This window comes from Pseudomonas sp. GLN_2 (assembly GCF_043106005.1).
In the GTDB taxonomy this organism is placed as follows: domain Bacteria; phylum Pseudomonadota; class Gammaproteobacteria; order Pseudomonadales; family Pseudomonadaceae; genus Aquipseudomonas; species Aquipseudomonas alloputida.
On the sequence record NZ_JBICMC010000026.1, the window covers coordinates 17,088 to 30,695 of the forward strand.

Annotated in this window: 16 protein-coding genes; 7 read left to right on the plus strand and 9 right to left on the minus strand. The window is 62.7% G+C overall.

The genetic code is table 11. From position 1 onward, the window contains the following. Window positions 1–22: 22 nt before the first annotated feature. A complete protein-coding gene (locus ACF8Q6_RS07170; RefSeq protein ID WP_014861342.1) occupies window positions 23–451 on the plus strand; it encodes a DoxX family protein in 429 nt (142 codons plus the stop codon). 33 nt (window positions 452–484) lie between these two features. Here ACF8Q6_RS07170 and ACF8Q6_RS07175 read toward each other — a convergent pair whose 3' ends face one another. Next, window positions 485–1,975 (minus strand): YifB family Mg chelatase-like AAA ATPase, encoded by a 1,491-nt coding sequence (locus tag ACF8Q6_RS07175; protein ID WP_392490570.1) that lies wholly within the window; start codon window positions 1,973–1,975, stop codon window positions 485–487. Between the two features lie 256 nt (window positions 1,976–2,231). Here ACF8Q6_RS07175 and ACF8Q6_RS07180 point away from each other — a divergent pair, with 256 nt between their 5' ends. Continuing rightward, window positions 2,232–4,307, plus strand: a complete 2,076-nt coding sequence (locus ACF8Q6_RS07180) for a DUF4034 domain-containing protein (RefSeq protein ID WP_392490569.1) — start codon at window positions 2,232–2,234, stop codon at window positions 4,305–4,307. Here the strand turns inward: ACF8Q6_RS07180 and ACF8Q6_RS07185 are convergent. Both ACF8Q6_RS07185 and ACF8Q6_RS07190 read right to left on the minus strand, forming a co-directional pair. Next, window positions 4,261–4,614: a gamma-glutamylcyclotransferase family protein gene (locus ACF8Q6_RS07185; protein ID WP_012054068.1), complete on the minus strand. Its 354-nt coding sequence runs from the start codon at window positions 4,612–4,614 to the stop codon at window positions 4,261–4,263. The genes ACF8Q6_RS07180 and ACF8Q6_RS07185 overlap by 47 nt on opposite strands. Beyond that, complete coding sequence (locus ACF8Q6_RS07190) at window positions 4,615–4,881, minus strand: accessory factor UbiK family protein (protein ID WP_003253640.1); 267 nt, start codon at window positions 4,879–4,881, stop codon at window positions 4,615–4,617. A gap of 518 nt (window positions 4,882–5,399) precedes the next feature. Between ACF8Q6_RS07190 and glnK the strand changes: the two genes are divergently transcribed. From glnK to sutA, 3 genes are all read left to right on the plus strand, one after another. Then, window positions 5,400–5,738: a P-II family nitrogen regulator gene (gene glnK / locus ACF8Q6_RS07195; RefSeq protein WP_002555808.1), complete on the plus strand. Its 339-nt coding sequence runs from the start codon at window positions 5,400–5,402 to the stop codon at window positions 5,736–5,738. A gap of 47 nt (window positions 5,739–5,785) precedes the next feature. After that, on the plus strand, window positions 5,786–7,117 hold the full coding sequence (locus ACF8Q6_RS07200; protein WP_010955751.1) for an ammonium transporter: 1,332 nt from the start codon (window positions 5,786–5,788) through the stop codon (window positions 7,115–7,117). Window positions 7,118–7,546: 429 nt separating this feature from the next. Beyond that, entirely contained in the window at window positions 7,547–7,876 is a 330-nt protein-coding gene (gene sutA, locus ACF8Q6_RS07205; protein WP_003253643.1) for a transcriptional regulator SutA, read from the plus strand. 180 nt (window positions 7,877–8,056) lie between these two features. Here sutA and ACF8Q6_RS07210 read toward each other — a convergent pair whose 3' ends face one another. From ACF8Q6_RS07210 to ACF8Q6_RS07235, 6 genes are read right to left on the minus strand one after another with little or no spacing between them, the layout of a single operon-like run. Beyond that, a complete protein-coding gene (locus ACF8Q6_RS07210; RefSeq protein ID WP_003253644.1) occupies window positions 8,057–8,752 on the minus strand; it encodes an HAD family hydrolase in 696 nt (231 codons plus the stop codon). Further along, a complete protein-coding gene (gene xerC / locus ACF8Q6_RS07215) occupies window positions 8,749–9,648 on the minus strand; it encodes a tyrosine recombinase XerC (protein ID WP_392490568.1) in 900 nt (299 codons plus the stop codon). Before xerC ends, ACF8Q6_RS07210 begins: the two co-directional genes overlap by 4 nt. Continuing rightward, on the minus strand, window positions 9,648–10,358 hold the full coding sequence (locus ACF8Q6_RS07220; protein WP_003253646.1) for a DUF484 family protein: 711 nt from the start codon (window positions 10,356–10,358) through the stop codon (window positions 9,648–9,650). The genes xerC and ACF8Q6_RS07220 overlap by 1 nt, the downstream gene beginning before the upstream one ends. Before the next feature lie 13 nt (window positions 10,359–10,371). Next, window positions 10,372–11,202 (minus strand): diaminopimelate epimerase, encoded by an 831-nt coding sequence (gene dapF / locus ACF8Q6_RS07225; protein ID WP_003253647.1) that lies wholly within the window; start codon window positions 11,200–11,202, stop codon window positions 10,372–10,374. Window positions 11,203–11,206: 4 nt separating this feature from the next. Beyond that, entirely contained in the window at window positions 11,207–12,454 is a 1,248-nt protein-coding gene (gene lysA / locus ACF8Q6_RS07230; protein WP_392490567.1) for a diaminopimelate decarboxylase, read from the minus strand. 9 nt (window positions 12,455–12,463) lie between these two features. Next, complete coding sequence (locus ACF8Q6_RS07235) at window positions 12,464–12,682, minus strand: lipoprotein (protein ID WP_012054064.1); 219 nt, start codon at window positions 12,680–12,682, stop codon at window positions 12,464–12,466. Window positions 12,683–12,921: 239 nt separating this feature from the next. On the opposite strand from ACF8Q6_RS07235, the gene cyaY reads away from it, so the two are divergent. Next, complete coding sequence (gene cyaY, locus ACF8Q6_RS07240; RefSeq protein ID WP_004575827.1) at window positions 12,922–13,254, plus strand: iron donor protein CyaY; 333 nt, start codon at window positions 12,922–12,924, stop codon at window positions 13,252–13,254. A gap of 1 nt (window position 13,255) precedes the next feature. Then, window positions 13,256–13,480, plus strand: coding sequence for a DUF1289 domain-containing protein (locus ACF8Q6_RS07245; RefSeq protein ID WP_003253651.1), 225 nt, complete (start codon window positions 13,256–13,258; stop codon window positions 13,478–13,480). Window positions 13,481–13,608 lie beyond the last annotated feature (128 nt).

A 13,608-nucleotide genomic window follows, 5' to 3' on the forward strand; every position in this document is an offset into this window, starting at 1 on the left:
TCGATTAGCGAGCCCCCTTGCCATGCCACGCTTGAAACCCTTTCTCGACCCCCATCCCTCAACCCTGACCGCCACCGGCCTGCTGTTCATGCGGGTAACGGCTGCCTTGTTGTTGCTGTTCATTCACGGCCTGCCCAAGCTGTTGGACTGGAGCGAGGAATTGCAGCGCATCGAAGACCCCTTCGGCCTGGGCGCGACACTGACCTTGGCCTTGGCTGTGTTTGCCGAGGTGGTTTGCCCGCTGCTGCTGCTACTGGGGATCGCTGCACGTCTGGCTTGCCTGCCCGTGCTGGCGGTGTTGCTGGTGGCGCTGGTGGTGGTGCACCCGGACTGGACACTGGAGCAGGGCCAGTTTGCCTGGTTACTGGTGGCGCTTTATGGCGGCTTGGCTTTGACAGGGCCTGGGGTTTACTCGGTTTCCGGATTCATCTGGCGGAACAGGGTTACCTGACAGCTTTCGGGACTGCAAAGCAGCCCTGGCAATCTAACTGCTCCCCGGCCGGTACTGCAGGGCCTCGGCCAGGTGCGTCCGGCCAATCGTCTCGCATCCCTCCAGGTCCGCCAACGTCCGCGCCACCTTCAACAACCGGTGCGCCGCCCGTAGCGACAAGGTCAGCCGCTCGCAGGCCCCTTCCAGCCAGACCTGGTCCGCCGCTACCAACCCACAGTGATGCCTTAAACCTTCAAGGTCGAGAAATGCATTTGCACACCCTTGTCGCCTGTGCTGCAGCTCCCGCGCTTCAGCCACCCTGACGGCCACATCGGCACTGGTTTCACCGCAAGGCTGGTTGTTCAAGGTAGTGCTCTCGCGAGCCACGGTCAGGTGCAGGTCGATGCGGTCCAGCAGTGGCCCGGACAGTTTGTTGCGATAGCGCGCGATCTGCTCGGTGCTGCAACGGCAGCGGCCAGTGGGGTCGCCCAGGTAGCCGCAAGGGCAGGGGTTCATCGCCGCCACCAGCTGGAAGCGCGCGGGGAAACGCACTTTGTCGCGGGCACGGGCAATCACGATTTCACCTGACTCCAATGGCTCGCGAAGCACTTCCAGTACGCGCCGCTCAAACTCCGGAAGTTCGTCGAGAAACAACACGCCGTGATGGGCGAGCGTGATTTCACCTGGTTGCGGTCGGCTACCGCCACCGACCAGCGCCGGGCCGGACGCAGAGTGATGGGGGTGGCGAAAGGGGCGCTGTGGCCAGCTGTTCAGCGGCGATTTCCCGCTGACCGACTGGATTGCCGCCACTTCCAGCGCTTCGTGCTCGTCCAGCGGTGGCAGCAGCCCGGGCAGGCGGCTGGCGAGCAAGGTTTTGCCGGTGCCGGGCGGCCCGGTGAACAACAGGTTGTGCGCCCCGGCCGCAGCCAGCAGCAAGGCACGCTTGGCTGCCAGTTGGCCCTGCACTTCGCTCAGGTCCGGGTAGGGGCGTTGCTGCAGGATCAGGCCGTTGGCTGCGTAGGGCGGCAGCGGCACCTGGCCGTTCAGGTGGGCGACCAACTCCAGCAGGTGGCCCACCGCATACACCACCAACCCGCCGGCCAGGCTGGCTTCCTCGGCATTTTCCCGTGGTACCACCAGGGCCCGGCCTGCTTCGCGTGCCGCCAGTGCCGCAGGCAGCACACCCTGCACCGGGCGCAATTTCCCCGACAGCGCCAGTTCGCCCAGGCATTCCATATCGGCCAGGGTGGCAATCGGCACCTGGCCGTCGGCGGCGAGGATGCCCAGGGCGATGGCCAGGTCATATCGGCCGCCATCCTTGGGCAGGTCGGCGGGGGCGAGGTTCTGGGTAATGCGCCGCTGCGGGTACTTCAGCCCGGAGTTGACGATGGCGCTGCGCACCCGGTCCTTGCTTTCCTTGACTGTGGTTTCCGGCAGGCCGACCAGGGTGAGATGAGGCAGGCCGTTGGTCAGGTGGGTTTCGACGCTGACCGCCGGTGCCTGCACGCCTAACTGGGCGCGGCTGTTGACGAGGGCTAGGGACATGAACGCTCCGTTGTTGCTGGAAAATGCCGCTTCCTGCGGCTGGGCAAAGAATAGCCAGTGCTGCCATGGTAGGCGCAACAAGTGTGCGTCGTGGTTTTTCAGGGCAGGGGTTTTCCCTGCGGTTTTATGGGCTTCGGCAAAAATGGATCCAATAGGTTTTGCGCAGTCGTCAGGTATGACTTAGTGTTGTTGGGTAACCGCAGTTGCCATGGGATGGCCCTGCGTCTTCTTTCAAATGGACTTGAGGTATTGCTCCGTGCAAACGCTCGCCCGCACGCGCCAGGTAATCCGCGAACTGGTGCAGGCCAGTGCATTCATTGAACTCAACCGCTTTTTCGACAGGCTCGAGGCTCAGTGGCGTCAGGCCCCGTCCGGCGAGTTCCCGGCCTACCTGGCGGCCATCGAGGGGCACATGCTGCTCGACCAGGAAAACCTGAGTGACAGGGCCCTGAGCCAAGTGCTCAGAGCCTGGATTGACGCGTGCCCCAGGGCTTACCACCCACAAGTGGTAATGGGTATGCACTGCTTCCACCGGGCCTGCCAGGTGCAGGTTGATGGCCCACGCAACGCTGCACGCTTGCTGGCGGTCGCGCAAATTTGTGAATCCGCCACCGCGCACCTGTTGCTTGCAATGGACCGCTCTGCGCACCCCGTGGCAGCGGCCATTGGCATGCTGCGCATCAGTGCGCAGTTCCATGAGCCTGGTTGGTTGCTGCAACTGTTTCAGGGGGAGCCTGCACGCTTCAGGCCCAGTGCCCATGCCGATGTAGAGGTACAGGAAGCTGCAGCGCCGTTGCTGGTGAGGCATGGGCTGTTGCCCGTGGCCGAGCTGCCTCAGTCGCTGCCGCGCTACCTGGGCAAGCGGGTCGACCATGAAAGCGAGGACCCTCGCTATTACTGGCTGCGCCATGCGCTGATCGCCCGCCCCGGCTGCTTCGAAGCGATCCAGGCCCTTGCTGTGTACCTGCTGCCCCGCTGGGGCGGCAGCCTCGATGCGTTCGAGCTGTTGATCAATGGCCCGTTGTGCGCAACCTGGGACGAGCGTTTGCGTAATGCGCTGCACTGGATGGCCGTCGAAGGCCGGCTGATGCTGCCACAGGCTGATCCGTTGCAGGCCGTCGCCGACTGGCAGCACGTGTTCGAAGACTGGTCACAACGCCCGTTGAGGCCCAGGGAGCGTGCTGTCGTTCTGGCATGGCGGGGGGCGCTGCGCAGCAGGGTATCGGGCGACCATGCTGGCGCTATGCGCGACTTTGCCGCGAGCTTGGCGTGCAATGCCGATCTCGGCGCCATCCGCGCCATGGGCGTGCCGTTTCGCTGTTTGGCCGAGCTGATACTGCGCAATGGCATGGCAGATGAGAGGCAACTGTTACACAGCGCCATTGAGCGCCTGTGTGACGGCGTTTCACATGCTGCTGCCTGTGCATTACGTGCTGTCGGGCACCGTTTCGGGCTGTGGGCGCTGCCAAGCTCGGCCGAGCAGGCAAGGCTATGGTTGCAACGGGCGGTAAGTCGCCAGTTCGCGGGCCAGGCACCGGGGTTCGAAGTGCTTGAAGTGGCGCGATTGCTGTGGGCAGCCAACCGGCATGAAGTGGCCTGCTACCTGTATGAACGCTGCGCCGAACTGAACCTTCCGGGTGCTGCCCTGGCCTTGTATGAGTTGCACCATGGCGGCCTGGCCAACACCCCGGCGCATTACCTGGATGACGAGGCAGCCGGGTACTGGCTGCAGCGTGCGGTGGAGACGGGCAGCAGGCAGGCCAAATACAACCTGGCCTGCCTGCGCATGGACGGCGATGAGGATTTGAACGAGCGCAGTGCCATGCTGGCGGTCAGACGCCTGCTTGTCGACGCGCTGGGCTACGGGCAGACCAATGCGTGTGCGCGGTTACACCTGGGGATTTTGTTACGCCGGTTTGGTGAGGCGCAGGAGCGAAGTGAGGCGGTTGCTTACCTGCTGAGCCTGGTCGAGCACCCGGACCCGTGGCTTGCAGGGCGTGCCAGCGCCGAACTGGGGCTGGCCTGGATGCAGGGACGTGGCACCCGCAAGCAAAGCCGCTTTGCCGCCATTCAATGGGTCAACCGAGCGGCCAGCTTGCAACCGAGGGATTCGGCCATTGGTGATATCCAGGCCCAGGTCCTCAATTCGCACAGTCGGGTAAAGACGTTGTTTACTCAGTGCGGGGCGGCATTGTTCCGCGGCACACTGCATGCAAGTGAGCTACCACCGAAACAGACCTTTACCCACGCCGAGTCGTTGCGGGTTCAACCCGCATCGGACGGGCTCAGGCGCGCACGTAAACCCAGGCTGTCAGGCCCGATGCAAGGGTGACAGCGACGCGCTTGTAGTCGGCAACTTCATAGCGGTCCGCCGCTGCCAGTTCGTCTTCGCTGATCTGAAAGACCATGCCGGCGACGCTGTCGTTGGCCTGGCTGCTGGGGGAAACGATGGGATGATGGGTCTTGCCGCTGGTCGCCAGTACGTCCGGGTCAGTGATCTCGACCCAGTCCATGCGGTAGCCAGGCATACGGTCGGCCTGGCCGTTCAGCTCACGGCCAAAGTTGGCCAGTTGCACGGCTTTATCCTGCAAGGTGCCGTAGGAAAACAACAGTACCGAGTATGCGCTGGAGGGCTGCATTCATTCATCCTGTGAAGTTGGGTTCAGCCGGGCTTCCAGCTCGGCTACCTGTTTTTCCAAGGCTTCGAGGCGTGCCCGGGTGCGCGCCAGTACGACCATCTGGCTGTCAAATTCATCGCGGCTGACTAGGTCCAGCTTGCTGAAGGCACCTTGCATCAACACTTTGAACTGGCTTTCCAGTTCCGCACGGGGCTGGGCGGCATCGCTGCTGAACAGGCGCGAGGCCTGGTCGCTCAGGGCATCGAGAAGGGCTTTGGGCGCGAGCATGGGGCTGTCCACTGAAACGGAGAAGTGGCCGCCAGTGTAGCACGCACAAACCTGGCGCCTGAGTGCACATTGGCCTTTGTAGGAATGGCCTTGCGTGGCGATTGGGCTGCACAGCGGCCCTGGCAATATCGGCATCAAGGCACAAATCGTAGGGCACTTCGCAGCCCCATCGCGACGCAAGGCCGCTCCCACAAAGATGGCGTGCGGTTTTCAATCAGTTGCACATTTTTCGCGCAGCTTGCCCCACCTCGGCGCACCGAAATTGTGCATGTTTCCGATGCTGGCGACTGGCCAATCCCGACAAAATCACATAACGCTCTGTTTTTCGGCGCTTTGTCCGAACTGGCAAGGTTTCTGCAAAGACCTGTACGAGCCATGCACTGAAGCAGTTCCTTGTGACCAGGCAGTGCGCACGCGGAGCCGGATGCCGACGACGCGTTACAAAGCCAACCGCTGCGCTTAGACTTGAGACGGGTTTGTTTTCCTGGGGCAAGTCCACCAAATCGGGAGAGAGTTTCATGAAGCTAGTCACAGCCATCATCAAGCCGTTCAAGCTGGACGACGTGCGCGAGTCGTTGTCGGAAATCGGCGTGCAGGGCATCACCGTCACCGAAGTCAAAGGTTTCGGTCGGCAGAAGGGCCACACCGAACTGTATCGCGGTGCTGAATATGTGGTCGATTTCCTGCCCAAGGTGAAGATCGATGTCGCCATCGATGACAAGGACCTTGATCGGGTAATCGAAGCCATCACCAAGGCAGCCAACACCGGCAAGATTGGTGACGGCAAGATTTTCGTGGTGAATCTGGAGCAGGCGATCCGCATCCGTACCGGCGAAACCGATACCGACGCGATCTAAGCAGCAAAAAAAGCCTCACCAAACCCAACGCCCCAGGAGAAAACAACATGACTCTGCGTAAGATCGCAGGGCTAGGAGCCCTATTGTCCCTCGTAATGCCTGGGCTTGCCCTGGCAGAGGAAGCTGCCCCAGCGCTTAATTCCGGCGACACCGCCTGGATGCTGACCGCAACGGCGCTGGTGCTGTTCATGACCATCCCGGGCCTGGCCCTGTTCTATGGCGGCATGGTGCGATCCAAGAACGTGCTGTCGGTGATGATGCAATGCTTTGCAATCACCGGGCTGATGAGCATTCTCTGGGTCGTCTACGGCTACAGCATGGCCTTCGATACCGCCGGTATGGAAAAGGGCGTGCTCAACTTCAACTCCTTCGTTGGCGGCTTCTCCAAGGCCTTCCTCAGCGGTGTCACGCCTGACAGCTTGACCTCGGCCACCGCGCTGTTCCCTGAAGCGGTGTTCATCACCTTCCAGATGACGTTCGCCATCATCACCCCGGCGTTGATCGTCGGTGCCTTTGCCGAGCGCATGAAGTTCTCGGCGATGCTGGTATTCATGGGTATCTGGTTCACCCTGGTATATGCGCCGATCGCCCACATGGTGTGGAGCGGTGACGGTGCCCTGATGTGGGACTGGGGCGTACTGGACTTCGCTGGCGGCACCGTGGTGCATATCAACGCCGGTATCGCAGGCCTGGTCTGCTGCCTGGTACTGGGCAAGCGCAAGGGCTACCCGACCACGCCGATGGCCCCGCACAACCTTGGCTATACCCTCATGGGCGCAGCGATGCTGTGGATCGGCTGGTTCGGTTTCAACGCAGGCTCTGCTGCTGCCGCCAATGGTACTGCCGGCATGGCCATGCTGGTCACTCAGATCGCTACCGCCGCCGCCGCCCTGGGCTGGATGTTCGCCGAGTGGGTCGGTCACGGTAAGCCAAGTGCTCTGGGCATCGCTTCGGGCGTGGTTGCTGGCCTGGTTGCCATCACCCCGGCTGCGGGCACCGTCGGGCCGATTGGCGCGCTGATTATCGGCCTGGTTTCGGGTGTGCTCTGCTACTTCTGCGCCACCACGCTCAAGCGCAAACTCGGCTATGACGATTCGCTGGATGCCTTCGGCGTCCACGGTGTTGGCGGCATCATCGGTGCCATCCTGACGGGTGTATTCGCGGCCCCGGCGCTGGGCGGCTTCGGTACCGTCACCGACATCGGCATGCAAGTCTGGATCCAGGCCAAAGGTGTTATTTTCACCGTAGTCTACACCGCCATCGTCACCTACGTGATTCTCAAGGTGCTGGATGTGGTGATGGGCCTGCGGGTCAACGAAGAAGAAGAGTCGGTCGGCCTCGACCTGGCTCAGCACAACGAACGCGGCTACAACCTGTAACTGCGACGCGGTAAAAATTTGCCCGGCTTGCCGGGCATTTTTTTGCCAGTTTTTCAGCATTTCCCGCACGGCAAACGGTTTATTCGGCACGTTCGTGACGTAGGTAAAAAACTTACAAGCCACAGGGCGTTTATGGTGCTTTGCTTTTTCCACGGGCGCGCTAGAATGCGCGCCGAAGGGTGTTTGACGAGCAGTCCACACACTTCGCCAGCCTTTGCTAGGCTTGCCAATAGCGTGTGGCCAGCAGGGGCTAATGGATTTGTCAGGTCCTGCCAGGAGCAGGGCCTGCTGGGTGCCGCCTCCCATCACGAGTGCCGACCCAAGGGCAGTGGCCTAACCCACGGCCAGTTGAATTTTCACTGGTGGTTGCCGGTCTACGGCTGCACTGGTCTATAACCAACCTGCTTTTCGCAAGTCATGAGGTAGAACATGAGCGACGACGATCTGGAAAATGATGACCTCGAAGTAGGCGACGAAGACGAGGGTGATGAGGTCCTTGAAGGGGCGGCTGACGACGGCGTGGAAGACGCTGGCGATGACGACAGCAGCCCGGCACCCGTTGCCAAGGGCAAATCCAAGGCAGCAGTCTCGGTAGACGAGATGCCGAGCATGGAAGCCAAGCAGAAAGAGCGTGATGCACTGGCCAAGGCGATGGAAGAATTCCTTTCTCGTGGTGGCAAGGTGCAGGAAGTCGAGGCCAACGTGGTCGCTGACCCGCCCAAGAAGCCGGACAACAAGTACGGCAGCCGCCCTATCTGAGTGGCTGATCGCAAAAAAGCCCGCCGTCGCTGCGGGCTTTTTTACGCCTGTGGGTTTTGTGTTGCCCGTGCCGGCCTCTTCGCGGGCATGCCCGCTCCCACAGGTTCACCACAGGGTTCAGGACCTGCGCGGTCCCTATGGGAGCGGGCGTGCCCGCGAATGGGCCGCAAAGCGGCCCCGTCAGCGCCAGCGTGCAAGCACGTCAGGTAGTTGCGACAGGCGCTGGATCTCGGCGTCCGGCGCCTGATCGCCAGCCCAGGCCTTGCCTTGCGGGTTGAACCACACCGCCCGCAACCCGGCGCGCTGGGCACCGGCAATGTCATCGCCAGGGTGATCGCCGATGTGCACTGCCGCACCCGCGTCCACCTCGCCGCGGCGCAACGCTTCAAGGAATGGTGCAGGGTCTGGTTTGCCGATGCCCAGGTCCTCGGCGCACAGGGCAAAGCGGAAGTAATCCGCCAGCCCTAGCCGGCTGACGTCGGCATTGCCGTTGGTGACCACGCCCAGGATGTATTGATGGCGCAAGATTTCAAGCACCGGCTGCACCTCTGGGAAGATCTCCACCTGGTGGCGGGCATGCAGGAACACTTCGAAGCCTTCGTTGGCCAGCGCCTGGGCGTGCTGCTCGCTGTAGCCGACCTCTTCCAGGGCATGAAACAGCACGCGCCTGCGCAGGGCACTGATGCGGTGCTTGAGGCCGGGCTCTGCTTGCACCAGGCGCTCGCGGATGGCGAACAGGTGTTCCACCGGCACGCTGCCGAGGGTGGGTGCGTTGGCCTCGAGCCAGTCGCGCAGCACGACTTCCGCGGTGGCAATCACCGGCGCGGTGTCCCACAGGGTATCGTCGAGGTCGAAGGTGATCAGCTTGATGCTCATGAGTCTGTGCCTTTGCTGCGTTTGGCCCGAGGGTGGGCGCTGTCGTACACCGCGGCCAGGTGCTGGAAGTCCAGGTGGGTGTAGATTTGCGTCGTGCTGATGTCGGCGTGGCCGAGCATCTCCTGCACCGCGCGCAGGTCCTGGGATGACTCCAGCACATGGCTGGCGAAGGAGTGGCGAAGCATGTGCGGGTGCAGGTGTTGGCCCAGCTCACGCTCACCGGCGGCCTTTACCCGCAGCCGAACTGCCTGGGGGCTGATGCGATTGCCCTGGCGAGTGATGAACACTGCACGGTCGCGTGGGTTGCCGATGCCGCGCAAGCGGTACCAGGCCTGCAACGCCTCGCGAGCCTTGCGACCCACCGGCAGTACGCGGGCTTTTCCACCCTTGCCCAGTACCTGCACCAGGCCGGCGGCGAGGTCGAGGTGATCAAGGTCGAGGCTGGTCAGTTCCGATAGGCGTAGGCCTGAGGAATAGAACAGCTCGAGGATCGCCTGGTCACGCCGGGCAATGAAGTCGTCGTCGACGCCACCATCGAGCAGCTGCAGCGCGCGATCGGTATCCAGTACCTTGGGCAGCCGACGCTCACCTTTGGGTGCGCTCAGGCCGGTGGCCGGGTCGTGCTGGCACAGGCCTTCGCGGTTGAGGTAACGGTACAGGCCGCGCACTGCCGACAGCAGGCGTGCCAGGCTGCGCGGGGACTGGCCATGGTGGTGCAAGCGGGCGATCAGCTGGCGCAGTTGCTGGATTTGCAGCGCCTGCCACTCGGCAATGCCGTGTTCTTTGCAGTAGGCGATGACTTTTTCCAGGTCGCGACGGTAGCCCAGCAAGGTGTGCTCCGACACCTGGCGCTCGTTGCGCAGGTGTGCGCAATAAGCCTCCAGCTGGCGTTTCATCAGCGTACCGAGCGCAGTGTCTGGGTAACGCGTGGCACAACGCGGCCGAGCACCTCGGCGATATAGCCGAGGAAAAGGGTGCCGACGCTGCTCTTGTAGTGTTGCGGGTCGCGGCTGCCGATGGCCAGAACCCCATGCAGCCCTTGGTACTCAAGAGCTGCCACGGCGCTGGAGCCTACTTCCCGGCGCTGTTCTTCACCGAACAGGAAAGCCAGCTCGTGCTCGCGCAGGTTGCCACTGACGGTCTTGCCACCGCCCAGCAGGGCACCGATGGCTTGCTGCGCCTCGGCATTGCTGACCCAGCGCCCCACCGGCGCGACGTTGTCGCCGAACAGGATCAGGCTGACGAAGGGCACCTGGAATTCCTGGCGCAGGCTGTCTTCGACCGCCATTACCACTTCTTCCAGGCTGCCGGCATCGAGCAGGTCAAGGATCAGCCGGCGGGTCTTGTCGAACAGCCTGTCGTTGTCGCGGGCCACGTCCATCAGTTGCGACAGGCGATGGCGCATTTCGATGTTGCGGTCACGCAGCAGCTTGAGCTGGCGTTCCACCAGCGACACGCTGTCTCCTCGCTGGTGCGGGATGTGCTGTTCGATCAGCAGCTCGTCGTGCTCGGCGAAGAAGGTGGGGTGGGCGCGCAGGTAGGCGACCACCGCTTCGGCATCGAGCTCGGCGGACTGCTTGGGTACAACCTTGGGCTGATCGGTCATGGCGGTTACTCGTTTAGAGACGAACCTGTCCTTCGTAGACGCGTACGGCCGGGCCGGTCATCATCACGGGCTTGCCGGGGCCGGCCCATTCGATGTGCAGGCGACCACCGGGCAGGTCGAGGGACACCGGGGAATCCATCCAGCCCTGGCTGATCGCCGCCACGGCTGCGGCGCAGGCGCCGGTGCCGCAAGCCTGGGTTTCGCCGGCGCCGCGTTCCCACACGCGCAGGTTGGCGCGGTGGCGGTCGATGACTTGAATGAAGCCGGCATTCACCCGCTGTGGGAAACGTGGGTGGTTTTCGATCTTCGGGCCCAGCTCATGCACAGGCGCAGTAAACACGTCGTCTACACGCAGCACGGCGTGCGGGTTACCCATGGACACGGCGGCTATCGAGTACAACTGGCCGTCAACTTCCAGTGGGTAGCTTGGCGCCTGTGCATCGGCGACAAAGGGAATTTCGGCAGGGATGAAGCGCGGCGGGCCCATGTTGACACTCACCTGGCCGTCGTTCTGCACGTCCAGCACGATGATGCCGCTCTTGGTTTCCACGCGGATGCGCTTTTTCGCGGTCAGGCGCTTGTCCAGCACGAAGCGGGCAAAGCAGCGCGCACCGTTGCCGCATTGCTCGACCTCGGAGCCGTCGGCGTTGAAGATGCGGTAGCGGAAGTCCACTTCCGGGTTGTTCGGCGCCTCGACGATCAGCAACTGGTCAAAGCCGATGCCGGTGTGACGGTCACCCCATTGCTTGGCGTGCTTGGGCTGAATGTGCGCGTGCTGGCTGACCAGGTCCAGGACCATGAAGTCGTTGCCCAGCCCATGCATCTTGGTAAAACGCAGCAGCATGGGCTTACTCCGGCAGCAGGCTTTCGCCAGCATACAGTTCGGCGATGGTCTCGCGGCGGCGTACTTCGAACGCCTGGTCGCCGTCGACCAGGATTTCAGCGCAACGGCCGCGGGTGTTGTAGTTTGAACTCATGACAAAACCATAGGCGCCCGCGGACTCTACGGCCAGCAGGTCACCTTCGGCCAGGTTGAGTATGCGGTCCTTGCCGAGGAAGTCGCCAGTCTCGCAGATAGGGCCGACCAGGTCATAGGCACGGCCTTCGCCTGCACGTGGCTTGACCGCGCTGACACCCATCCAGGCCTGGTACAGGGCCGGGCGGATCAGGTCGTTCATCGCGGCATCGATGATCGCGAAGTCCTTGTGTTCGGTGTGCTTGAGGTATTCCACGCGGGTCAGCAGCACGCCAGCGTTGGCGACGATGTAGCGGCCAGGCTCGAACACCAGGGCCAGGTCGCGCTCGCCCACGCGTTCGCGGATGGCCTTGATGTAGTCGGCCACCTGTGGTGGCTGTTCGTCGCGGTAGCGCACGCCGACACCGCCACCCAGGTCCAGGTGGCGCAGGTGTATGCCGCACTCGGCCAGGCGGTCGACCAGCACCAGCAGGCGGTCGAGGGCGTCGAGGAATGGCTCGACGGTGGTCAGTTGCGAGCCGATGTGGCAATCGACACCGACCACTTCCAGGTTCGGTAGCTGTGCGGCGCGTACGTAGATGGCCTCGGCATCGGCAATGGCGATGCCGAACTTGTTTTCTTTAAGGCCGGTGGAGATGTACGGGTGGGTACCGGCATCGACGTCCGGGTTGACCCGCAGCGACACCGGGGCAACCTTGCCCATTTCGGCGGCGACTACTTGCAGGCGCTCCAGCTCGTCGGTGGATTCGACGTTGAAGCAGTGCACGCCAACTTCCAGGGCACGGCGCATGTCTTCACGGGTTTTGCCAACGCCGGAGAACACCACGCGGTCTGCACGCCCGCCAGCGGCCAGTACACGCTCCAGTTCACCACCGGAGACAATGTCAAAGCCTGCGCCCAGGCGCGCCAGCACGTTCAGCACGCCAAGGTTGGAGTTGGCCTTGACCGCGAAGCACACCAGGTGCTCGGTGCCTTGCAGGGCGTCTGCGTAGCTACGGTACTGGGCCTCGATGTGGGCGCGCGAGTACACATAGGTGGGGGTGCCGTAACGTTCAGCAATGGCCGACAGGGCCACGCCTTCCGCGAACAGCTCACCGTCGCGGTAGTTGAAAGCGTTCATCTGGTTTCCTTACTGCGCTGGCGACTGCTCGGGCTCGGGCTCGGACTGCAGCTCGGGCTGCTGTTCTTGTGCCGGGGCCGGCTTGGCTTTTGGCTGGTGCTGGTGCGACGTGTGCGCTTTGCCGTTATCGCCATCTTCAGGCAGATACAGCGGGCCTTTCTGGCCACAGGCCGAAACGAGGCAGGCAACAGCGACCAGCGCCGCGAAGGAGGAAATCAGGCGCTTCATGGGTGAAATCCTTAGAAAAATGCAGTATTGCGCCCGAGTATACCGAGCGACCGGCGGCTTGCCTATGCAAGGACCGGTCCGCCGGGCGGGCTATGCTTAGCCTCTGCGCAGCCCCCCGTAGGAGCGGGCTTGCCCGCGAAGAGGTCGGTGAACGCAACGGCTAAACCTTTGCATTCGGCGGCAAGCGCCCGTATCTTGCCCGGCTTGCCTGTAACGCAGCCAATTTCGAGGTTCCTGCAATGAGTTTGAGTGAAGCGCGTTTCCATGATCTGGTCGACGCGACCCAACAGGCCCTGGAAGATCTGTTCGACGAGAGCGGTCTGGACCTGGACATGGAGAACTCCGCCGGTGTCCTGACCGTCAAGTTCGAGGGCGGCGCCCAGCTGATCTTCAGCCGTCAGGAGCCATTGCGCCAGCTGTGGCTTGCCGACCGCTCCGGTGGTTTCCACTTCGATTACGACGAAGACAGCGGCAAGTGGGTGTGCGAAAAGAGCGAAGAGTTGCTGGGTGAAATGCTCGAGCGTATCGTCTGGGAGCGGGCCGGCGAGAAGCTGGACTTCGACGAAATCTGACATGAGTAGCGCCCAGGCCCGGCCGCCCAAGCCGCTTTACAGCAACGTCAGCCCTGCAGTGCCGTCACCGTGCATCAGCGTATGCCGGCTGGACGAACAGCGGGTGTGCACCGGTTGCCATCGGCATGTCGAGCACATTCGCGAATGGCGCTCGGCCGATGACGAACGGCGCCGTCAGATCTGCCGCGAGGCCCAGGTCTTGCGCGAGCAGGCTAAGGCACACTGAGCGCAGGGGCTTGAGTATTTGCCCGGCTGTGGTAGTGTCGGGTTCTGCGTCGGTGACGCCAAAGCCTTCTCAAACCCCGCCCTTGGGCGGGGTTTTGCTTTATTTGCACATTGAAAACTGCCTGTTCA